General features: G+C 72.1%; 16 protein-coding genes. 8 read left to right on the forward strand and 8 right to left on the reverse strand.

The genetic code is table 11. From position 1 onward, the window contains the following. Positions 1-116 precede the first annotated feature (116 nt). From lon to CP980_RS11140, 3 genes are all read right to left on the reverse strand, one after another. Positions 117-2,516 carry an endopeptidase La gene (lon, locus tag CP980_RS11130; RefSeq protein WP_150528091.1) on the reverse strand — a complete coding sequence of 800 codons (2,400 nt, stop codon included), beginning with the start codon at positions 2,514-2,516 and terminating at the stop codon, positions 117-119. Positions 2,517-2,624: 108 nt separating this feature from the next. After that, positions 2,625-3,503, reverse strand: a complete 879-nt coding sequence (locus tag CP980_RS11135) for a sulfurtransferase (protein ID WP_150528092.1) — start codon at positions 3,501-3,503, stop codon at positions 2,625-2,627. Between the two features lie 123 nt (positions 3,504-3,626). Continuing rightward, complete coding sequence (locus CP980_RS11140) at positions 3,627-4,931, reverse strand: glycosyltransferase family 39 protein (protein ID WP_150528093.1); 1,305 nt, start codon at positions 4,929-4,931, stop codon at positions 3,627-3,629. 182 nt (positions 4,932-5,113) lie between these two features. Between CP980_RS11140 and CP980_RS11145 the strand changes: the two genes are divergently transcribed. Then, positions 5,114-5,722: a hypothetical protein gene (locus tag CP980_RS11145; protein ID WP_150528094.1), complete on the forward strand. Its 609-nt coding sequence runs from the start codon at positions 5,114-5,116 to the stop codon at positions 5,720-5,722. Between the two features lie 63 nt (positions 5,723-5,785). Here CP980_RS11145 and CP980_RS11150 read toward each other — a convergent pair whose 3' ends face one another. Further along, positions 5,786-6,442 carry a TetR/AcrR family transcriptional regulator gene (locus CP980_RS11150; protein WP_132756701.1) on the reverse strand — a complete coding sequence of 219 codons (657 nt, stop codon included), beginning with the start codon at positions 6,440-6,442 and terminating at the stop codon, positions 5,786-5,788. 177 nt (positions 6,443-6,619) lie between these two features. Here CP980_RS11150 and CP980_RS11155 point away from each other — a divergent pair, with 177 nt between their 5' ends. From CP980_RS11155 to CP980_RS11170, 4 genes are all read left to right on the forward strand, one after another. Beyond that, a complete protein-coding gene (locus CP980_RS11155) occupies positions 6,620-8,392 on the forward strand; it encodes a glycoside hydrolase family 3 protein (RefSeq protein WP_150528095.1) in 1,773 nt (590 codons plus the stop codon). 226 nt (positions 8,393-8,618) lie between these two features. Next, positions 8,619-9,359, forward strand: coding sequence for a response regulator transcription factor (locus tag CP980_RS11160; RefSeq protein ID WP_030153642.1), 741 nt, complete (start codon positions 8,619-8,621; stop codon positions 9,357-9,359). Positions 9,360-9,424: 65 nt separating this feature from the next. Then, positions 9,425-10,477: a HAMP domain-containing sensor histidine kinase gene (locus CP980_RS11165; RefSeq protein WP_099895382.1), complete on the forward strand. Its 1,053-nt coding sequence runs from the start codon at positions 9,425-9,427 to the stop codon at positions 10,475-10,477. A 259-nt stretch (positions 10,478-10,736) separates the two neighbouring features. Further along, entirely contained in the window at positions 10,737-14,639 is a 3,903-nt protein-coding gene (locus tag CP980_RS11170; protein WP_132756698.1) for a multifunctional oxoglutarate decarboxylase/oxoglutarate dehydrogenase thiamine pyrophosphate-binding subunit/dihydrolipoyllysine-residue succinyltransferase subunit, read from the forward strand. Positions 14,640-15,258: 619 nt separating this feature from the next. Here CP980_RS11170 and CP980_RS35070 read toward each other — a convergent pair. From CP980_RS35070 to CP980_RS11180, 3 genes are all read right to left on the reverse strand, one after another. Next, on the reverse strand, positions 15,259-15,432 hold the full coding sequence (locus tag CP980_RS35070; protein WP_167535821.1) for a hypothetical protein: 174 nt from the start codon (positions 15,430-15,432) through the stop codon (positions 15,259-15,261). Beyond that, positions 15,432-15,653 (reverse strand): hypothetical protein, encoded by a 222-nt coding sequence (locus CP980_RS11175; RefSeq protein WP_150528096.1) that lies wholly within the window; start codon positions 15,651-15,653, stop codon positions 15,432-15,434. The genes CP980_RS35070 and CP980_RS11175 overlap by 1 nt, the downstream gene beginning before the upstream one ends. Before the next feature lie 112 nt (positions 15,654-15,765). Continuing rightward, entirely contained in the window at positions 15,766-16,950 is a 1,185-nt protein-coding gene (locus tag CP980_RS11180; protein ID WP_150528097.1) for a helix-turn-helix domain-containing protein, read from the reverse strand. 111 nt (positions 16,951-17,061) lie between these two features. Between CP980_RS11180 and CP980_RS11185 the strand changes: the two genes are divergently transcribed. The 3 genes from CP980_RS11185 to CP980_RS11195 all read left to right on the forward strand — a co-directional run bounded on the left by CP980_RS11185 (position 17,062) and on the right by CP980_RS11195 (position 19,119). Beyond that, a complete protein-coding gene (locus CP980_RS11185; RefSeq protein ID WP_150528098.1) occupies positions 17,062-17,511 on the forward strand; it encodes a hypothetical protein in 450 nt (149 codons plus the stop codon). Between the two features lie 428 nt (positions 17,512-17,939). Beyond that, positions 17,940-18,614, forward strand: coding sequence for a hypothetical protein (locus CP980_RS11190; protein WP_132756690.1), 675 nt, complete (start codon positions 17,940-17,942; stop codon positions 18,612-18,614). A gap of 130 nt (positions 18,615-18,744) precedes the next feature. After that, a complete protein-coding gene (locus tag CP980_RS11195) occupies positions 18,745-19,119 on the forward strand; it encodes a hypothetical protein (RefSeq protein ID WP_132756689.1) in 375 nt (124 codons plus the stop codon). Positions 19,120-19,279: 160 nt separating this feature from the next. Here the strand turns inward: CP980_RS11195 and fxsT are convergent, their stop codons facing one another. Continuing rightward, positions 19,280-22,288, reverse strand: a complete 3,009-nt coding sequence (fxsT, locus tag CP980_RS11200) for an FxSxx-COOH system tetratricopeptide repeat protein (RefSeq protein ID WP_150528099.1) — start codon at positions 22,286-22,288, stop codon at positions 19,280-19,282. Positions 22,289-22,325: the final 37 nt, after the last annotated feature.

Raw genomic sequence — 22,325 nt, forward strand, 5'->3', positions numbered from 1 at the left:
AACGGCGAAGCCGGCCCCCCGGGACCCGATGGGTCCGGGGGGCCGGCTTCGCCGCCGGCGGGACGGGTCGGCGCGGCCGGTCCGCGGGACCGGCCGACGACCGGTCAGGCGGCCGGTCAGGCGGCCGCGGTCACCGCGACGGCCTCCGCCTGGCTGAGGGCCAGTTCCAGCACCTGGCGCACGTCCGTGACCGGGTGGACCTCCAGACCCTCCAGCACCTCGGACGGGACGTCGTCCAGGTCGGCCTCGTTCCGCTTCGGGATGATCACGGTGGTCAGACCCGCCCGGTGCGCGGCCAGCAGCTTCTGCTTGACCCCGCCGATGGGCAGGACGCGCCCGGTGAGGGAGACCTCGCCGGTCATGGCCACGTCGGTGCGCACCTGCCGCCCGGAGAGCAGCGAGGCGAGCGCCGTGGTCATCGTGATGCCCGCGCTCGGGCCGTCCTTGGGGACCGCGCCCGCCGGGAAGTGGATGTGCACGCCCCGGTCCTTCAGGTCGGCGACGGGAAGCTCCAGCTCCGCGCCGTGCGAGCGCAGGAAGCTGAGCGCGATCTGCGCCGACTCCTTCATCACGTCACCGAGCTGTCCGGTGAGGGTCAGTCCGGCGGCCCCGGTCTCGGGGTCGGCCAGCGAGGCCTCCACGAACAGGACGTCGCCTCCCGCGCCGGTGACCGCGAGCCCGGTGGCCACGCCGGGGACGGCCGTGCGCCTCTCGGCGGGGTCCTGCGCGGACTCCGGGACGTGGTGCGGGCGTCCGATCAGCCCGCGCAGGTCCTCGGCGCCGACGCGCAGCGGCAGCTCCCGCTCCCCCAGCTCGTGCTGGGAGGCCACCTTGCGCAGCAGCCGCGCGATGGACCGCTCCAGGGTGCGCACGCCCGCCTCGCGGGTGTACTCCCCGGCCAGCCTGCGCAGGGCGTCCTCCTCCAGCACCACCTCGTAGGCGCCGAGTCCGGCGCGCTCCAGCTGGCGGGGCAGCAGGTGGTCCCGGGCGATGACGACCTTCTCGTCCTCGGTGTAGCCGTCGAGGCGCACGAGCTCCATGCGGTCGGCGAGCGCCTCGGGGATGGCCTCCAGCACGTTGGCGGTGGCCAGGAAGACCACGTCGCTCAGGTCCAGCTCCACCTCCAGGTAGTGGTCCCGGAAGGTGTGGTTCTGCGCGGGGTCCAGGACCTCCAGCAGCGCGGCCGCCGGGTCCCCGCGGAAGTCCGACCCGACCTTGTCGATCTCGTCGAGCAGGACGACCGGGTTCATGGAACCCGCCTCCTTGATCGCCCGGACGATCCGGCCGGGCAGCGCGCCCACGTACGTGCGCCGGTGGCCGCGGACCTCGGCCTCGTCGCGGACGCCGCCGAGGGCGACGCGGACGAACTTGCGGCCCATGGCGTGCGCGACGGACTCGCCGAGAGAGGTCTTGCCGACGCCGGGCGGGCCGACGAGAGCCAGGACGGCGCCGCCGCGGCGGCCGCCGATGACGCCCATGCCGCGCTCGCCGCGCCGCTTGCGCACGGCGAGGTACTCGGTGATGCGGTCCTTGACGTCGCTCAGCCCGGCGTGCTCGGCGTCGAGGACGGCCCGGGCTCCGCGGATGTCGTACTCGTCCTCGGTCCGCTCGTTCCAGGGCAGTTCCAGGATGGTGTCGAGCCAGGTGCGGATCCAGGAGCCCTCGGGGGACTGGTCGCTGGAGCGCTCCAGCTTGTCGACCTCCTTGAGCGCGGCCTCCCGTACCTTCTCGGGCAGGTCGGCGCCCTCGACGCGGGCCCGGTAGTCGTCGGACTCCTCGCCTTCCTTCTCGCCGTTCAGCTCGCGCAGTTCCTTGCGGACGGCCTCCAGCTGGCGGCGCAGCAGGAACTCGCGCTGCTGCTTCTCGACGCCGTCCTGGACGTCCTTGGCGATGGACTCGGCGACGTCCTGCTCGGCGAGGTGGTCGCGGAGCCAGGTGATGGCCAGCTTGAGGCGGGCGACCGGGTCGGCGGTCTCCAGCAGCTCGACCTTCTGGGCGACGGTGAGGAACGGCGAGTACCCGGAGTTGTCGGCGAGCGCCGACACCCCTTCGATCTGCTGGACGCGGTCCACGACCTGCCAGGCGCCGCGCTTCTTGAGCCAGCTGGTGGCGAGCGCCTTGTACTCCTTGACGAGTTCGGTGACCGACCCCGGCAGCGGGTCGGGCAGTCTCTCGTCGACGCTTTCGCCCTCGACCCAGAGCGCGGCCCCGGGCCCGGTGGTCCCGGCCCCGATCCTGACGCGGCCGACACCGCGGATGAGCGCGCCGGGGTCCCCGTCGGAGAGCCGCCCCACCTGCTCGACGGTCCCGAGCACACCGGTGCCGGCGTACTTGCCGTCGACCCGCGGCACGAGGAGCACCCGGGGCTTCCCGCTGCGGACCGCCGCCTGGGCGGCCTCGACGGCCCCCCGCACCTCGGCATCGGACAGGTCCAGCGGAACGACCATCCCAGGCAGCACGACCTCGTCGTCGAGCGGCAGCACGGGCAGGGTGAGCGTTACGGACGTCGAAGCCATGATCTTCCCTCCGGCAGTGAAGTTGAGCTATGCCGACTCAATGCATGTGCGCCTCCCAATGTTCCCCAACTCCCGTTCGCCCCCGGCGAACACCGGGAGCACCCCCGCTCAAGGCCGTCGGTCCGAGACCGCCGGGAGCTCCGGGCGGGTGGCCCAGTCCGTCCAGGAGCCGTCGTAGACCGCCAGGGAGGAATAGCCGGCGAGGGTGGCGCCCAGGGCGAGGACGCAGGCCGTCACGCCCGAACCGCAGCTGAAGTAAAGCCGCTCCCGGTCACCCGTCAGCGCCGCGAAGGTCTCGCGGAGTTCCCCGGCGGGCCGCATCAGGCCCCCGGCCTGCTGGAGCTCCCCGAACGGCAGGTTCACCGCACCCGGCATGTGCCCCCCGCGCAGCCCCGGCCGAGGCTCCGGGGCCGCGCCGGTGAAGCGCTCGCGCGTACGGGCGTCCAGTACGAGCGCCCCCGGATCGGCGAGGGCCGCCCCGACGGCGGCGAAGTCCACCAGCAGGCCCGGCCGCGGCCGGGCCGTGAAGGAGCCGCGCGGGCCCTCGTACGCGGGTCCGCCCGCCTCGACGGGCAGTCCGGCGGCGGTCCAGGCGGGCAGCCCGCCGTCCAGGACGGCCGCCCGGTCGAAGCCCATGGCCCGCAGCATCCACCAGGCCCGCGCACTGGAGTAGACACCGGCGCCGTCGTAGACGACGACCGTGCTCGTGTCGTCCACCCCCAGCCCGCGCAGCGCCTCCTCGAAGGCCGCGGCTGCGGGCATGGTGTGCGGGGCGGGGGCCTCGTGGTCGGACAGGGCCCCGTCGAGGTCGAAGGGGCGCGCCCCGGGGATCCGCCGGCCGGCGCCGCGGTGGGCGCCGACGGAGGCGTCGAACACGACGAGCCCCGGCTCGCCGAGCCGGCCGGCCAGCCAGTCCGCCCCGACCAGCGGCCCGGGCGGCGGTCCGGGCAGCGCGGGAGCCTCTGCGGCGGGGCGGGTCTCGGTCATGGGGCACCTCCGGGTGGTCGGCGGGCCGAAGGCGGAGCGGCCCGTCACCCACATCCTGCTACGGGGGCGTGTTCGGATCGGCTGCTTTTCGCCGCTGCTCCGGGCTGATCCGTGAGGAACGCGCTAGCGATCGGCGCAGTGGCCCGGGCGGGCGTAGACGGCGATGCGGGCGCCCCTGACCTCGTCCACCGAGCAGCGCTCGAAGTGCGAGGCCAGCGTCTGGCGTTTGACCGCCTCGCGCGGGTACGGGTCCAGCGGCTGGTCCGCCGGGTCCATGAGGGCCACGACCCGGGGGGCGTCCACCAGCCGGGTCCAGATCCGCTCCGTCGGGAGCTCCGTGCCCTGGAGGCTGCGCGAAGCCGCCGGGGTGCGCTCCAGGGCCAGGTCGCCCAGGCTCCCGTACAGGTCCGGCGAGGACAGCAGCCACTCGCGGCGGCGCGCGGGCAGGAACAGTACGGCGTCTCCCGGCCGGGCCCGTTCCCGTACGGCGGCGGCCACCGCGAGCACGTCGTCCTTGCGGCTCTCGGGGGTGCGCAGCCACAGCGACCACCATCCGAACGGCACCAGCAGGGCGGCCACCAGCAGCCAGGGCCGCCATCCCCGCGCCGCCGCCAGCCGGGTCCCGGCCAGCAGGGCGAGTCCGGCGAGCGCATAGAGCACGTACCGGTCCACGTACCAGGGGTGGACGAGGGAGACCGCCATCAGCAAGCCCGGCGGCAGCAGGGCCAGCGGCAGGGCCACCCGGACCAGCTCGCGCGGCAGCGCCGGGCTCCGCGCGAGCAGCAGCGAGAGCGCCGCCAGCACCCCGTACGCCGCCCAGTCGCCCCAGCTCGGCCGGCCGAGCCAGCCCAGCTGCTGCTCCGCCTGCCGGGCGCTCACCACGGCCAGCGGCAGCAGCAGGGCCACCACCGCGGCGGCGCTCCACCGCCAGCCGCGCGAGCGCCGGGCACCGAAGCCGTGCGCGAGCAGGGCCAGTACGGCGAACTCGTGCAGCCAGCAGCCCACCAGCATGGCCGCGGTGTACGCGATCCAGCGCTCGCGCAGCATCAGGTACGTCGCCCAGACCACGGCGGCCGCGACGAGGGCGTACGAGCGGCCCTCCTGGGCGTACATCTGCACGGGCGGCAGCACCGCGTACGCCGCGCCGGACCACAGCGCGGCCCGCTCCCCCGCGAGCCGGTGCGCGATGGCGGCCACCCCGGCGGCGGCCAGCGCGGCGGCGGCGACGGAGGGCAGGCGCAGCGCCCACAGGCCGCCCGCACCCGGCCCGCCGCCCGCCCCGGCTCCGCCGCCGTCCCAGACGAGGAACACCGCGTGCATCAGCACGTAGTACAGCCCGTGCACGGCGTCGACCTGTCCGAGCAGCTCCCCGATCCCGCCGAGCGGCCGGTGCGCGACCTGCCAGGTGACGGACTCGTCGCGCCACATGCTGCCGCGGCCGTCCGCGCCGGCGCGCTCCAGGCCCCAGAGGCCGAGGAGGACGGCGAGCAGCGGCGGCAGCCAGCGCCAGGCGGCGGTGCGGCGGCGGATGTCGTCCTCCTGGTGCTATCCGTGCGGGCGGTGCCGACTCCATACTCGGGGATCGGTCCGAAAACCTCGGGGGTGGGAGTGTGCGCACCTTACGCGCGGTCGCGGCGGCACTGCTGGGTGCGGTGGTCCTGGCCGGGTGCGGTACGGGGGGCGGCGGGTCGGACGGGCCGTCCGGGAGTCCCCCGACGGGGTCCGCCGGCAGCGCCGCGGCGTCGGCCACCGCTCCGGCGCCGTCGTCATCCGGCTCCGCGTCCCCGGGGGCGACGGACCCCGCGCCGGGGAAGCCGTCCGGCGCCCCGAGCGCCTCCTCCGTGCCCGTCTCCCCCGGGCCCTCCTCCGCGCTGGAGCGCCTGGTCACCGTCACCCGCACCGGCGGCTACGCCGGGAAGTCGGCCACCCTGGCGGTCAAGGGCGACGGCTCGTGGACCCGGCTGGACCGGCAGCTGAACCCGGCCGGCACCGGGAAGCTGCCGGCGGACCGGGAGGCGAAGCTGCGCACGGCGCTCGCCCAGGCGGACCTCCCGCACCTGCCGCGGTTCCCGACGGGCGGCCCTGCGGTGTTCGACGGGTTCGTCTACACCTTCGTGCACGGCGGCCACGAGGTCACCATGGCCCAGGAGTCCCTGACCCCGGCCCTGCGCGCGGTCCTGGCCGAACTGCCCCCGTTCGAGGCGGACCCGTCACCCTGAACGGGCTGCCCTTGCGGGAAGGCGGCGCCCCGGACGCCGTACCGCGCCGAGGCGCGTGGCCCGTCAGGCCGCCCGCAGCCCCGTGCCGGACGTGGAGATCGCGCGCAGCTGGCGGTCCAGGTACGCGTGCAGCAGGGCCGGCATGTCCACGGCCCCGGGGGCCAGGACCCACTGGATCTGGAGGCCGTCCATCACGGCGAGGGTCTCGCGGGCGAGGGCCTCGCAGTCGGTGCCGGGCCGCAGCTCGCCCCGCGCGACGCCCGTCTCCAGCAGCCGGACGTTGTGGGCGAGCACCCGCGCGTAGCGCTGTGTGAAGTAGGCGTGGGCCGGGTGCCCGGGGTTCCCCGATTCGCCGACGAGCGTGTGGTACATCCGTACGAGGCCGGGTCGGCGGGCGTTGTCCGCGGCCAGGGCGACGACGGTGGCGTAGTACGCGGCGACGGACTCGGCCGGCTCGCTGAACAGCCGCTCCACGTCGTGCTGCTCGCTCTGTGCCAGCACCGACAGCAGCAGGTCCTCCTTGCCGCGGAAGTGGTGCAGGAGCCCGCCCTGGGTGATGCCGCAGTCCTGGGCGATGCGGGCGAGTGAGGAGGCGTTGAAGCCCCACTGCGCGAAGTGCTCCACCGCGGTGTCGAGGATCTTGCGGCGGCGGGCGTCGCCCACCGCGTAGGTGCCGCGGCCGGCGGCCTTCGGGGCGGCCGCCTCCTTGTGCTGTGCCATGCGGACCACCCTAGGCGGTCCCGTCACGGGCCCCGGAAGCGGTGACCCAGGTCACTTTTCCAAAACCTAGTGGGTACAAGGTTTTCGCGCTTACGGTGGTGCGCACCCTCCCCGGAACAGCCGTACTCCCCGCACCGCACCGCACCGCACCGCACCGCACCCAGGAGCCGTACGCCGATGAACGCCACGCCCCCCGCCGCCGTCCCCCCGTACAAGGACGCCGCGCTCCCCGTGGACGAGCGCGTGGCGGACCTGCTCTCCCGGATGACGCTGGAGGAGAAGGCCGGCCAGCTCTTCCACTCCATGCTGATGATGAATCCGGACGGCACCCCGGTCACCGAGACCGACGGCTCGATGCTGCCGTTCACCACCCCCGAGCTGATCGGGGAGAGGTTCATCAGCCACTTCAACCTGCTCGGCAGCCACGGCGCCCGCGAGATGGCGCAGTGGCAGAACGCGGTGCAGGAGATGGCCGCGGCCACCCGCCTCGGCATCCCGGTCACCCTCTCCACCGACCCGCGCCACGCCTTCACCGACAACGTGGGCGCCTCCTTCGACTCCGGCGCCTTCTCCGCCTGGCCGGAGGCGCTGGGCCTGGCCGCGATCGGCGACCCGGAGCTGGTCTTCCGCTTCGCCGACACCGTCCGCCGCGAGTACCTGGCGGTCGGCTTCCGGGTGGCCCTGCACCCGCAGATCGACCTGGCCACCGAGCCCCGCTGGGCCCGCCAGAGCGGCACGTTCGGCTCCGACGCGCGGCTCACCGCCGAGCTGGTGCGGGCGTACGTACGAGGGCTCCAGGGCCCGGAGCTCGGCCCCGGGTCCGTCTCGGCGATGGTCAAGCACTTCCCCGGCGGCGGCCCGCAGAAGGACGGCGAGGACCCGCACTTCGCGCACGGCAAGGAGCAGGTCTACCCGGGCGGGATGCGCGAGCACCACCTGGAGCCGTTCAGGGCGGCGATCGCCGCCGGCTGCGCGCAGATGATGCCGTACTACGGTCAGCCGATCGGCACCGACTGGGAGGAGGTCGGCTTCGGCTCCAACAAGGGCGTGGTCACGGGCCTGCTCCGGGAGGAGCTGGGCTTCGAGGGGATCGTCTGCACCGACTGGGGGCTGCTCAACGACTCGTCCGTCTTCGGCGAGACCCATCCGGCGTGCGCCTGGGGCGTGGAGCACCTGAGCGTCGCCGAGCGGGCGGCCCGCGCGCTGGACGCCGGATCGGACCAGTTCGGCGGGGAGCAGTGTCCCGATGTGGTCGTGGAGCTGGTCCGTTCGGGCCGGATCCCCCGGTCCCGGATCGACGCGTCGGTGGCGCGGCTGCTGCGGGAGAAGTTCGTCCTGGGCCTGTTCGAGAACCCGTACGTGGACCCGGACGAGGCGGCGCGGACCGTCGGCCGGGCCGACTTCGCGGCGGCGGGGGCGGCGGCCCAGCGCCGTTCGCTCACGGTGCTGACCAACCCCGGCGGCCTCCTGCCGCTCTCCGGGTGCCCGAAGCTGTACGTGGAGGGCGTGGACGAGGCCGTGGCCGCCGGCTACGGCGAGGTCGTCCCCGATCCGGGCGCGGCGGACCTGGCGGTGGTGCGGCTGCGCACCCCGTACGAGCCGCGCGAGAACGTCTTCGAGTCCTTCTTCCACTCGGGCTCGCTGGCCTTCCCGGAGCCGGAGCTGTCCCGGATCCTGGCGCTGCTGGCCCGTGTACCCACCCTGGTCTGCATCAACCTGGAGCGGGCGGCGGTGATCCCGGAGATCGCCGAGCGGGCCGCGGCGCTGATCGCGGACTACGGCGCCGAGGACCGCGCGCTGCTGGACGTGGCCTTCGGCCGGGCCGCGGCCGAGGGGCGGCTGCCCTTCGAGCTGCCGCGGTCGATGGCGGCGGTGGAGGCCTCGCGGCCGGACGTGCCCAACGACACGGTCGACCCTGTGTTCCCGTACGGCCACGGCCTGTCCCTGTAGGGGGTCGACAAAAGGGTCGTCACATGCGCGCGGTGGCAGACGATCACCGCGCGCCGGGTGGCCGTTCAGTGGGGGGACGGCCACCCGGCATCACCGCCCATATCCCCATTCCCGCCATAATCGGAACGACAGGTTCCGCACGTTTCCCTGTCCGAACCCCGCATAGCCGCAGGCCGGTGCCTCCTCTACGCTGCACCCCTACCACGCGGATCTTCAGGGGCGGGACATGGAACAGACACACACCACCCACGGCGGTGCCGCGGCGACCCCAGGGGCACAGCGGCGCGTGCTCGTGGTCGAGGACGACCGTACGATCGCCGACGCCATCGCCGCCCGGCTGCGCGCCGAGGGTTTCCAGGTGCAGGCCGCGTTCGACGGACCGGCCGCCGTGGCGGCGGCCGAGAGCTGGCAGCCCGAGCTGCTGGTCCTCGACGTGATGCTGCCGGGCTTCGACGGTCTGGAGGTCTGCCGCCGGGTCCAGGCGCAGCGGCCGGTGCCGGTGCTGATGCTCACCGCGCGGGACGACGAGACCGACATGCTGGTCGGCCTCGGGGTCGGCGCGGACGACTACATGACGAAGCCGTTCTCCATGCGCGAGCTCGCGGCGCGGGTCCACGTACTGCTGCGTCGCGTGGAGCGGGCCACCCTGGCCGCGACCGCCCCGCGCGGGGCCACCCTGCGCCTGGGCGACCTGGAGATCGACCACGCGCAGCGGCGGGTCCGGGTGCAGGCCGAGGACGTGCACCTGACGCCGACCGAGTTCGACCTGCTGGTCTGCCTGGCCGGGACCCCGCGGGCGGTGCTCTCGCGGGAGCAGCTGCTCGCCGAGGTCTGGGACTGGGCCGACGCCTCCGGCACCCGTACGGTCGACAGCCACATCAAGGCCCTGCGCCGCAAGATCGGGGCGGAGCGGATCCGTACGGTCCACGGCGTCGGGTACGCCCTGGAGACCCCGGCGCAGGCGTGAGCACCGGGCGCGATCGAGGGCGCGGCGCCGGCCGCTCCGGTGGAACCGGTGCCCGCACCGGGGGACTGCGGCCCTTCTCCCCGTTCTCGATCAAGACCAAGCTGGGCACGCTCGTCGTGGTCTCGGTCTTCATCACGACGGGGCTGCTGATGGTGGCGGTGCGCACCAGCACCGAGTTCCGGTTCATCACGGTCTTCTCGGTGATCGCCTCGATGCTGATCACGCAGTTCGTGGCGCACAGCCTGACCGCGCCGCTGGACGAGATGACCACGGTGGCCCGGGCGATATCCGACGGGGACTACACGCGCCGGGTGCGCGACGCCGGGCGCCGCGACGAACTGGGCGACCTGGCCTCCACCATCAACCTGATGGCGGACGACCTGGAGGCGGTGGACCGGCACCGCAAGGAGCTGGTCGCCAACGTCTCGCACGAGCTGCGCACGCCGATCGCGGCGCTGCGGGCCGTACTGGAGAACGTGGTGGACGGGGTCTCGGCCGCCGATCCCGAGACCATGCGCACGATGCTGAAGCAGACCGAGCGCCTGGGCCGGCTCGTGGAGACCCTGCTGGACCTGTCCCGGGTGGACAACGGGGTCGTGCCGCTGAAGGCGCGCCGCTTCGAGGTGTGGCCGTACCTGTCGGGCGTGCTGAAGGAATCGGGTCTCGCGGCCGCCGGCCGGCCGGGCCTGACCTCCGGCTCCGGCGGGCACACGCGCAACGACGTACACCTGCACCTGGACGTGTTCCCGCCCGAGCTGACGGCGTACGCGGACGCCGAGCGCCTGCACCAGGTGGTGGCGAACCTGATCGACAACGCGGTCAAGCACAGCCCGCCGCACGGCCGGGTCACCGTCCGGGCCCGGGAGGCCGACGCGCCCGGGAGCCTGGCGCTGGAGGTACGGGACGAGGGCCCGGGGATCCCGGAGGCCGAGCGGCACCGGGTCTTCGAGCGGTTCAACCGGGGCAGCGCGAACGGCGGCGACGGGGGCACCGGACTGGGCCTGGCGATCGCCCGCTGGGCCGTGGGCCTGCACGGAGGACGTATCGGGGTGGCCGAATCGTCACGCGGGTGCCGCATCCTCGTCACGCTTCCGGGCAGCTCCCCGGCGTCACATTGACGTAGGGTTCGAGTGCGTAGGACATGATCTCGGCCACACGTGCCCGGGGTCCGTCAGGGGTGCGAAGCCATGGGGGCCGCAACCACGCTGCCCCCTACCCGAACCAGGCTCGTTTCCCGCCATTCAGAGCGGCGAAACCCGCCGTTCGGTGTGACCTACATGACGTATCTCCCGCCCGGTCTGCATCCACCGGCCAGGGAGGCGTAGCCTTTATTCCCGCTGTCCATACCTTGTGAAGCGGAAGAGGGCGGTTGCCGCCGTGTCGCCACAGTCCCCCAGTAACCCGAGCACCACGACCGAAGCAGCAGAGGGCGGGAAGACCCCTGCCTCAGGCTTCGGTGCCAACGAGTGGCTCGTCGACGAGATCTATCAGCAGTACCTCCAGGACCCGAATTCGGTCGACCGGGCCTGGTGGGACTTCTTCGCCGACTACAAGCCGGGGGGCGCTGCGTCTCCGGTGAAGCCGGACGAGCCCAGGAAGTCCCCGACGACGGACGGCGCCTCCGCACAGGCCGCCGCCGCTGTCACCCCGCAGGTCTCCGACGCCGCCGCCACGGGGGCGGCGCGCGCCGCCGCCGCGCCCTCGCCTGCCGCCGCGCCCACGCCTGTGTCAGCTCCTGCCCCTGCTCCTGCCACCCCCTCTGGTGCCCCTGCTGTGACTGTCACCTCCCAGGCCCAGGCCGCCGCACCGGCCGCCGCAGCCCCTCAGGCCCCGGCTCCGGCCGCCGCGCCCGTCGCCGCCCCCGCCGCCGCCCAGAAGGCCGCGCCCGCCGCCGAGGCCCCCGCGGGCCCCGAGCTGGTGACGCTCCGCGGCCCGGCGGCCGCCGTTGCCAAGAACATGAACGCCTCCCTCGACGTCCCGACGGCCACGTCCGTCCGCGCCGTCCCGGTGAAGCTGCTGTTCGACAACCGCATCGTCATCAACAACCACCTCAAGCGCGCCCGGGGCGGGAAGATCTCCTTCACGCACCTGATCGGCTACGCCATGGTGCAGGCCATCAAGGCCATGCCGTCGATGAACTACTCCTTCGCGGAGAAGGACGGCAAGCCCACCCTGGTCAAGCCGGAGCACGTGAACTTCGGCCTCGCGATCGACCTGGTGAAGCCGAACGGCGACCGCCAGCTCGTCGTCGCCGGCATCAAGAAGGCCGAGACCCTCAACTTCTTCGAGTTCTGGCAGGCGTACGAGGACATCGTCCGCCGCGCCCGCGTCGGCAAGCTGACGATGGACGACTTCACCGGCGTCACCGTCTCGCTGACCAACCCCGGCGGCCTGGGCACCGTCCACTCCGTGCCCCGCCTGATGCCCGGGCAGTCGGTCATCATGGGCGTCGGCTCCATGGACTACCCCGCCGAGTTCCAGGGCACCTCGCAGGACACCCTGAACAAGCTGGGCATCTCCAAGGTCATGACCCTGACCTCGACCTACGACCACCGGGTCATCCAGGGCGCGGCCTCCGGCGAGTTCCTGCGCATCGTCGCGAACATGCTGCTCGGCGAGAGCGGCTTCTACGACGACGTCTTCGAGGCGCTGCGCATCCCGTACGAGCCGGTCCGCTGGCTCCGGGACATCGACGCCTCGCACGACGACGACGTCACGAAGGCCGCCCGCGTCTTCGAGCTGATCCACTCCTACCGGGTCCGCGGCCACGTCATGGCCGACACCGACCCGCTGGAGTACAAGCAGCGCAAGCACCCCGACCTCGACATCACCGAGCACGGCCTCACCCTGTGGGACCTGGAGCGCGAGTTCGCGGTCGGCGGCTTCTCCGGCAAGTCGATGATGAAGCTGCGCGACATCCTCGGCGTCCTGCGCGACTCGTACTGCCGCACCACCGGCGTCGAGTTCATGCACATCCAGGACCCGAAGCAGCGCCGCTGGATCCAGGACCGCATCGAGCGCCCGCACACCAAGCCGGAGCGCGAGGAGCAGCTGCGCATCCTGCGCCGCCTGAACGCGGCGGAGGCCTTCGAGACCTTCCTGCAGACGAAGTACGTCGGCCAGAAGCGCTTCTCGCTGGAGGGCGGCGAGTCCGTCATCCCGCTGCTCGACGCCGTCATCGACTCGGCCGCCGAGGCCCGCCTCGACGAGGTCGTCATCGGCATGGCCCACCGCGGCCGCCTGAACGTGCTGGCGAACATCGTCGGCAAGTCGTACGCGCAGATCTTCCGCGAGTTCGAGGGCAACCTCGACCCGAAGTCCATGCACGGCTCCGGCGACGTCAAGTACCACCTGGGCGCCGAGGGCACCTTCACGGGCCTGGACGGGGAGCAGATCAAGGTCTCGCTCGTCGCCAACCCCTCGCACCTGGAGGCCGTCGACCCGGTCCTGGAGGGCGTCGCCCGCGCCAAGCAGGACGTCATCAACAAGGGCGGCACGGACTTCACCGTCCTGCCCGTCGCCCTGCACGGTGACGCGGCCTTCGCCGGCCAGGGTGTCGTCGCCGAGACCCTGAACATGTCGCAGCTGCGCGGCTACCGCACCGGCGGCACCGTGCACGTGGTCATCAACAACCAGGTCGGCTTCACCGCCGCCCCGGAGTCCTCGCGTTCCTCGATGTACGCGACCGACGTGGCCCGCATGATCGAGGCGCCGATCTTCCACGTGAACGGCGACGACCCGGAGGCCGTGGTCCGCATCGCGCGGCTCGCCTTCGAGTTCCGCCAGGCGTTCAACAAGGACGTCGTGATCGACCTCATCTGCTACCGCCGCCGCGGTCACAACGAGTCGGACAACCCGGCGTTCACGCAGCCGCTGATGTACGACCTGATCGACAAGAAGCGCTCGGTGCGCAAGCTGTACACCGAGTCCCTCATCGGTCGCGGCGACATCACGCTGGAAGAGGCCGAGCAGGCGCTCCAGGACTTCCAGGGCCAGCTGGAGAAGGTCTTCGCGGAGGTCCGCGAGGCCGCGACCTCCCCCGCCGCCGGCACCCCGGTGACGCCCGCGCAGACCGCGCAGGAGTTCCCGGTCCCCGTGAACACCGCGATCTCGCAGGACGTGGTCAAGCGGATCGCCGAGTCCCAGGTCAACATCCCGGACCACGTCACCGTGCACCCGCGTCTGCTGCCGCAGCTGCAGCGCCGCGCGGCGATGATCGACGAGGGCACGATCGACTGGGGCATGGGCGAGACCCTGGCCTTCGGCTCGCTGCTGATGGAGGGCACCCCGGTCCGCCTGTCGGGCCAGGACTCCCGCCGCGGTACGTTCGGCCAGCGCCACGCGGTCCTCATCGACCGGGAGACGGGCGAGGACTACACCCCGCTCCAGTACCTGTCGGACGACCAGGCCCGCTACAACGTCTACGACTCGCTGCTCTCCGAGTACGCGGCCATGGGCTTCGAGTACGGCTACTCGCTGGCCCGCCCGGACGCGCTGGTGCTGTGGGAGGCCCAGTTCGGTGACTTCGTCAACGGCGCGCAGACCGTCGTCGACGAGTTCATCTCCTCGGCCGAGCAGAAGTGGGGCCAGACCAGCGGCGTCACGCTGCTGCTGCCGCACGGCTACGAGGGCCAGGGCCCGGACCACTCGTCCGCCCGCCCGGAGCGCTTCCTCCAGATGTGCGCGCAGGACAACATGACGGTGGCCATGCCCACGCTGCCGTCGAACTACTTCCACCTGCTGCGCTGGCAGGTCCACAACCCGCACCACAAGCCGCTCATCGTCTTCACCCCGAAGTCGATGCTGCGTCTGAAGGCGGCGGCGTCGAAGGCCGAGGAATTCACGAGCGGTTCGTTCCGCCCGGTCATCGGCGACTCGACGGTGGACCCGAACGCGGTCCGCAAGGTCGTCTTCTGCGCGGGCAAGGTCTACTACGACCTGGAGGCCGAGCGGGAGAAGCGCGGCATCACGGACACCGCGATCATCCGCATCGAGCGGCTGTACCCGCTGGCGGGTGAGGAACTCCAGGCGGAGATCGCCAAGTTCCCGAACGCGGCGAAGTACATCTGGGCGCAGGAGGAGCCGGCGAACCAGGGCGCGTGGCCCTTCATCGCCCTCAACCTGATCGACCACCTCGACCTGGCGGTCGGCGCGGACGTCCCGGCGGGCGAGCGCCTGCGGCGCATCTCGCGCCCGCACGGCTCCTCCCCGGCGGTCGGCTCGGCGAAGCGCCACCAGGCGGAGCAGCAGCTCCTCCTGAACGAGGTCTTCGAGGCGTAAACCTAGCCGCCCGACCGGAAGGCCCGGCCCCCTCACGGGGGCCGGGCCTTCCGGCTGTTCGGGGGGCTTCGCCGGGCGGGGCGGCGAGCGACGGCATCCCCTTGGGCAGGGTCGGCCTGCGAGGGCGGTGTCTCCGTGGGCGGCATCCCACCACCCCGCATCAGGGAGGGCTTGGGGGTTTCCCGTCAGTCTCATCGTCTCTCCGCGCCGAGCCGCCCTGTCAAGGGCGCTCCCTCCGGTCGCGTCGCTCCGCGATGGCCTTCGGCCACCCTGGACAGGCCGCCCCGGCCCGGACATACGAAGACTGCCGGGAACCCCCCAAAAGAACGGCACGGGGCGGAGAGCAATGCACGGGCAGATCAGGGAGCGACTGCCCGCTTCCCCGGGGCCGACCGGCCAAGGCCCACCACCCCGGCCGGGCAGGGTCGGGGGCGGCTCTACCTGCATGAAACGGCGAGCAGCAGCCCATCGGGAGCCGCCGATCGCGTCTGCTCGCTACACGCTCCTCACCGACGGCGTCCGACGGCCGTCGGTGGCTGGACATGGGCCGCCACGGATCGCCATGCGGCTGAGCCGGTCTGGCGGCGAGCAGCCCGCCATGGGCTGGTCGCCGGGGCGTTCACCGGCGGGCCCGGAGTTCGGGGTGGTGGCGCATGATCAGGACGTTCATGTCGCTCACGCGCGAGCGGTCACGGTCCACCTGGGCCTGGAAACGGGCCAAGACGAGGGCGGCGCACTCGGCGCAGGAGTCCGGAGGGACCGGCAGCCGCGGGAACAGGTCGGCGGCCTCCATCAGACGGCCTGGATGTTGGCCACGGCCGTGGAGATCTCCCGCCCGGACGGGCCACGGACGTACGCCAGCTTCACCCAGTGCTCACGGGCGGGGGTGTCCGAGACGTCCTCCCGGACCACCGCCATGAGCTCACCCTCGACACCGGACGCGATGTCACGCACCCGCTTGCGGAGCAGCTCGTGAGGGAGATCCTCGAAAGGACGGGGTACTGCTTCATGCATCACGGGGTATCACTCCCTGCCTCGTCTGCCGGTGGTGAGACGAGTGTGGGAGCAGGACAAGGCCCCGACTATCACGACATATTGATAGCCGGGGCGGATGGTTCACGCAGCGTTATGCGCCGAGCCAGGAGCCGTACGACAAGAAAGAATCAGGGAGTTGGCGGCGGGCTGCTTCCAAACCTGCGTACGTCTCACGGACGGTCTGGTGATATCGAGCCTGCTGGGGCGCGGACTTCCTCGCCCTCAGCAGGTTCTGGAACGAGGCGTCGAGGTCGCCAGTCCACATCTGCGCTCGGGCCAGCTCCGCATAGTGGTGCGATCTACGGGACTTCGGCCAGTCGGCCGGGATCGTCACGCTCCGGCCCGCTTGCGCGGCCTGACCGTACTCGTCGAGTTCGGCAAGCACACTCACCCTGTGCACGGCAACGTTCGTCGGCCCGAATGCCAGCCAGTACGTGCTGACGGCCTCCCCCGTGCCGGCGGCGATCCGCTCAGCTTCGGAGAGATGTCCCTCGGCGCGACCGCCGTCCTTCGACCGTCCGGCCATCACCGCCGCGCCGAGATGCAACTGTCCGGTGACGACCTCCCGTTCCCGGGACGGGTCCGCCTGCGCCAGGGTCCGCAGTCCGAGGTCTACCAGTCGCTCGCCGGTACGGTACTCGCCGTCCCTGAGGTAGGTGAGCGCACGCATGTACCGGTACATGCCGCCGAAGACGGCGTCGGATGCCCGCTCCGCCGCCCAGTCCATACGGGCCAGGGCCAGCGCGGCCAGGTCGTAGTACCCGAGCTTGCTGGCGACGTCATAGGAGGTGCGGTACAGGCTGGCCAGCAGCAGCCACCGTTCCCGGCCGGGCAGCGCGTGTGCTGCCGTGGTGGCCTCTTGGATGAGACCGGGGAGCCGGCTCGCAGTCTGCTTGATCTCCCCGGCGCGGACCGCGACGAGGAGCGCCTCGGCGTCATCGATGAGGAGCGGGTGGGCTCGCGGACGGATGTCCGGGTCGGCGCCGAGGTCGTACACATCGAGGGCCTGGCGGATCGGCCGGATCAAGATGTCCAGTTCGTCAGCACGCAGTTCGGTGGCGTACGGCTGCCCGGTGATCGTGTCGACGGACACCCGAAGAGCGCGGGCGACGGCGGCGATCAGGTGCGGACTGGCCGGAATGACGCCCTGTTCGGTCTTGGTGTACGTGCTGTACGGGACCTGGGAGAGGTCCGATACCGCCTGCTGGGTGAGGTGGCGTTCGAGACGCAGGCGCTTCATGCGCGCGCCGGTGTGGTCGTTCGATAGAGAGTGCATGCTGGCTCCCGTTCAGACTCGACACGTGAACGGTACCGGTACACGGCGAAATCTCCTTCTCGGTCCATGTGCTGGGCTTGGGACAGATGCCATTGGCAGGAGAGGAGCGGGGTGGGGACGATCCTCAAGGGCATAAGCCGCATACGGTGGTACCAGCTGACGCATGCCTATGGGTCCGCGCAGGACGTGCCGGGTCGGCTCTCGCGAGTGGCGTGGGGCGATGTGCGAACGAGCGTCGATGCACTGAGTGACCTGGGCTTGTGGCTCGGCGAGCTGGCGGTCTTCGATGCAACCGTCGCGGCTGTTCCGTTCCTCTGGGATCTCGCCACGGCCGACTCGGTCAACAACCGGGCCGCAGTGATCGAGCTGCTGCAAGCGATCCTCGAACATGGCAATCCTCCGCAGATCGAAGTGCAGCTAGCGGCTCACCGCGCCGTGCTCACCGGCAGGGACACCTTGGGCATGCTGGCCACCGGCTCGGATCCGGCGGTACGTGCGGCGGCCCATGCTCTGCGGGCAGCGATCGACGGCCATACCTGCGAGGCCTGCCGTCCAGCCTGACGGCCGTCGCGTGGACACACCCTTCGGGCGACCAGCCCCGGAAGGGCGTCGGACGCCGGCGATGAGGAGCGCGTAGCGATCGACGCGATCAGTGGCCCCTGATGGGCTGCTGGTCGCTGTTGCGTGCAGGTTGGGCCGTCGCCCGGGTCGGGGGGCGTCTGGTGGTGCGGCTTGGGTGGGTGCCGCCCACGGAACCACAGCCCGGCGGTGAAGACCCCGCGCGCGAAGCCCCGCGAGCTCCTCACGACCGGGCGCCCCCGGTCGTTGATGATCTTACCGATCCATGACGTGGCCCTTGCGGATCGTCCACAACTCCCTTTCCGCCCCTAGCGTGTTCGTACATCCCCGAGTGCGATCGGTCGGCGCGAGCCGCAGCCGATACCGGTTCGATCTCTGGGAAGCCCGAAATTTCACGAGAAGGCGGAACAATGACGGTCGAGACGCTTCCCCTCTGCGCCTACCCGGAGTGCACCAACCACCCCGAAGCGCCGACGCCCGGCAACCCCGAGCCCCGGTACTGCGCCCACCCCGACCACAACGCGCTGGGCGCGTTCCGCAAGTTCCGGGCCAAGCGGCAGCAGCGCAAGGACGAGAAGCGTCAGGCGGCCGAGGCCAAGAAGACCGCCGGAGCGGCCCCCGCCGCGGACGCCCTCCCCGCCTCGGACGTGTCCGGCCCCCGCGCCGACCTCGTGTCGCTCATCTCCCGGCTGTCCACGGACCTTCCCGGCTACATCGAGGAACTGGCCCTCATCACGGACTCGGCCGCCGCCGAGGAGCGCATCCGGACCGTGACCCAGGCCTCGGCCCAGCGGACCCTGGACGCCGAACAGCGCACCGCGCTGGCGGAGGAGGCCGCTGACATGGCCGTCGCCCAACTGGACTTGGCCAAGCACCGGTTCGAGGAGGAGGCGGACAAGATCCGCCAGGAGGCCGCGCAGCAGATGGCGGACGTGGCGTTCGTACGGGCCGAGCTGGAGCGCTACCGCGAGCGGGTCGCCCAGCTGGAGGAGCGGCTCGACGCGGTACGCGAGGAGGCGGACGCGGCGCGCCGGGAGCGCAGCGAGCTCGCACAGCAGGCCGAACAGCACCGGTGCGGGGTCTGAGATCCGGCAACTCCAATCGGACCGCAGGTCGATGCGACGACTCGCCAGAGGTCCCCCGACCCGACGTGCCCCATGTGTTCTCAGGCCCGTCCCACCACACCATCACTTCATCACCACCACCGGAGGAAACATGTCCAAGACCGTCAAGCGGAGCACCCGGCTGGCAACCGTCGCCGGGATGGTGGCGGCCGTCGGTGCGGGAATGCTCGTGACCGCGCCCGCGAGCCAGGCGGCTCCGGTGGCGGCCTTCCGCCTCAGCAACTTCTCGGCGACCATCGCGAACATCTGCGTCCACACGGACGTCGCGACGAAGTGCTCGGGAAACATAGCGGCAGGAAAGAGCGAGGTGTACAAGGTGGAGTACAAGGGGGCCGGCAACTGGTACTGCACTTCGACCGCGAAGGGGCTGACCGGCACCGCGAGCACCCCTTATTTCAGCCGGGCCAACGTCAAGGAATGCGCCGAGGTCGGCAATATTTTCGGTGCCAGCATCATGCTCAAGTGACCGTCACCGGGAGTTCTGGAATACCCCTTCGCCTCCTCTTACGGCTAAGCGGTCCGGAGGGCTCCGGCGCCGTCGTCGCGTCGCACGACGGTTGAGGGCCCCGCCCCGCCCGGTCTCGTGGCCGCCGCCACCGGACCGGGCGCCGGGCGCGACGCGGGCGCTACGGCTGCGGTTCGAAGTCCCAGTACGGGCGGTTCTGCTGGCGGGCCGAGACCGTGTGGACGTGTTGGGGGCCCAGGGTGCGGGTCAGGGCCTTCAGGGCCGCTTCCTCGTGTTTGCCCGCCTCCGCGTCCTCGCGGGCCGAGCGGAGGTCGGCCGCCAGGGCGATCTGGGCGCTCAGGGTCATCGGGTGGTCCGGGCCCAGGACCTGTTCGCAGTTCCGCAGGGTTTCACGGCTCAGGGAGACCGCGTCCTCGAAGTGCCCCGTGATGTTGCGGTGGCCCGTGGCGTTCAGGGCGCAGCCCAGGGTCCACGGGTGGCGGTCCCCGACCGCGCCGCGCATGCCGACCAGGGCCTGTTCCGCCAGGTTGAGGGCCTCGACCCGTTCGCCCTGCGCGCGCAGGACGAGGCCGAGGTTGCCGACCGTGCCGATGCTGTACGGGTGGGCGAGTCCGAGTTGGGTCTGGTAGCCGCGGACCACCTCCTCCGAGATCCGGCGGGCCTCGCCGATGTCCCCGTACTCCCGCAGGTAAGTGGCGTAGTCCGAGGCGACCATCAGGGTCCAGGGGAACTCGGCGCCGAAGACCCGGGTCGAGCGTTCCAGGACGCTGCGCAGGCGGGCCCCGGCGCCCGGGATGTCCCCGGAGCGGCGCAGGCACATGCCAAGGTTGTGCTCGGCGCGCAGGGTCTGGGGGTGGTTGGGGCCGAGGACCTGGGAGTTGAGCTTGAGCCCCTGTTCCTGGCGGGCGAGGGCCTCGCGGTAGCGGCCCATCAGGCGCAGTCCCATGGCGCAGCCGATGCCCGAGGAGAGGGTGGCGATGTGCCGTACGCGCAGCACCCGCTCGCGCCGGCGCAGGGTGTCGAGGTCGGCGTCGTAGGCCTCCTGGTAGCGGCCGAGCAGCCGCAGCGCGACCGCGACGTTGTTCTCGGCGTTCAGCGTCGTGGAGTCGTCCTCGCCCAGCAGTTCGCGGTAGCGGGCGAAGGCGTGCTCCAGCAGCTCGCGGGCCTGGTCGAACTTGGCGGTGCTGAGCAGCACCCCGGCGTACGTGCTGGTGGCGCGCAGGGTTTCCAGGTCCCGGTCGCCCCGCTCGGCCAGCAGCCGGTCGGCGACCGATTTGGCGAGGGTCTCGGCGCGCTTGAAGTGCCCGAGCATCCGCAGGGCGCCGCCGTAGTGGTAGCTGAGCTCGCGGACCTGGTCGTGGTCGTCGCCGAGCATCGCGCGCCACACGGAGTCGGTCTGCTCGGCGAGCCGCAGGCAGGTGCGGTACTCCCCGGCGAGGATCAGGTAACGCAGGCAGTGCAGCAGGAAGGTCTGGATCCGCGGGTTGCTGCTGGTCAGGACCCCGGCGCTCTCCAGGTGCGGGATCAGCTCGGCGTACCGCGGCCACAGGCGGGAGTCGGAGGGGCGGCCCGGGTCGGCCGCGGCGAGGACCTGCCGGACGGCGCGCGAGAGCGGTTCGGCCTCCTCCTCGGAGAGGTTCTCGCGGACGATCCCGTGCACCATGCGGTGCAGCTGCACGGTCTCCAGCCCACCGCCGCCCTCCTCCACCGACAGGTCGGAGTATTCGAGGCGGACGACGGAGAACTGCACGAGCTTGTTGAGGGCGGCGTTCCACCGGATCTGGTCGTTGATCAGCCCGGCGAGCTGCTCGGGGACGTCGGCGGCGGGGAACTCCCGCAGCAGCCGCAGCGGCACCGGTCCGGGCGCGAAGAACACGAACAGCCGCAGCAGGGCGAGCGCGTCGGGGAAGTTCTCGCGGACGTTGTTCAGCAGTATCGCGAGCGCCGTCGGGAAGGGCAGCGGGTAGTCGTCGGAGACGGTGACGGCCTCCCGGGTGTCCAGTCTGCGCTGGAGCAGGGCCAGGTAGTCGCCGACCGTCAGCGGGGAGTCGGCGAGCCAGCCCGCGGTCTGGTCGAGGGCCAGGGGGTAGTCCTCCAGCGCCTCGGCGAGCTGGTCGGCCTCCTCGCCGGTGAGCCGGCGGGCCCGGCGGCGGATGAAGGTGATCGACTCCGGCCGTGCGTACAGCGGGACTTCGAGGAGGCTGGTGTGCCGGGAGGCCCATTCGCGGTTGCGCGAGGTGATGATCACGTCGCCGGCGCCCGAGGGCAGCAGATCGGTGAGGTCGTCGGGGTTGTCGCAGCCGTCGAAGACCACCAGCCAGCGGCTGTACGGGGATCCGCGGCGCAGCGCCTCCAGGACGGTCCGGATCTGCTCGCCGTAGCTGCCCGCGCCGCGCGGCAGGCCCATCGCCGGGGCCAGGTCGGCGAGCCGCTCGCGCAGGGTGGGCCGGTCCTCGGCCGGGACCCACCACACGACGTCGTACTCGGAGGCGAAGCGGTACGCGTACTCGGTGGCGACCTGCGTCTTGCCCACCCCGGACAGCCCGAGCAGGGTGACGGTCGAGGCGCCGGGCGGGGCGTCGGCGAGGGCGGCGCGCAGCCGGCCGATGACGTCGTTGCGGCCGGTGAAGCGCGGGTTGCGGCGCGGGACCCGGCCCCAGATCTCGGGCGGGTCGTTGGGGAAGCGGGGGCCGCGCCGCCCGGTCTCGGCGCCGATCCGTTCGGTGGGCAGTTCGAGCCGGCGCAGCACCCGGTACTCGGCCTCGTACGCGTCCAGGCCCCACAGGTCGGTCTTCTCCAGTACGGCCACGGCGCTGGGCAGCGGCGCGTCGGTGAGGCAGACGGCCGCGAACCGGTCGGGGTGGGCGTCGGTGACCGTGCGCAGGGCGGTGTTCCACTCCTCGTCGGTGTGGGCCGCGGCGGAGAAGTAGCGCTCGCTGAGGATGAGCAGGACCCGGCTGCCGCTGCGGGCGAGGTCGTCGAGGGCGGGGGCGAGGCCGGGGGCGGACTGCGGGTCCCAGCGCGCGAGGGCGACCCGGTGGCCGTGCTCCTCCAGGCGGTGGGCGATCCACACGGCCCAGGGCCGGTTGAACCCGGCGAAGCTGATGACGAAGCGCTGCGGCTGCGCTGCTGCGTCGCGGTCTCGGTCCTGCCGAAGTCCGGTGGTCATGCGGCCGTCTCCCTGGCATCCGGGCGGTGGACGGGTT

It is taken from the genome of Streptomyces vinaceus, assembly GCF_008704935.1.
In the GTDB taxonomy this organism is placed as follows: domain Bacteria; phylum Actinomycetota; class Actinomycetes; order Streptomycetales; family Streptomycetaceae; genus Streptomyces; species Streptomyces vinaceus.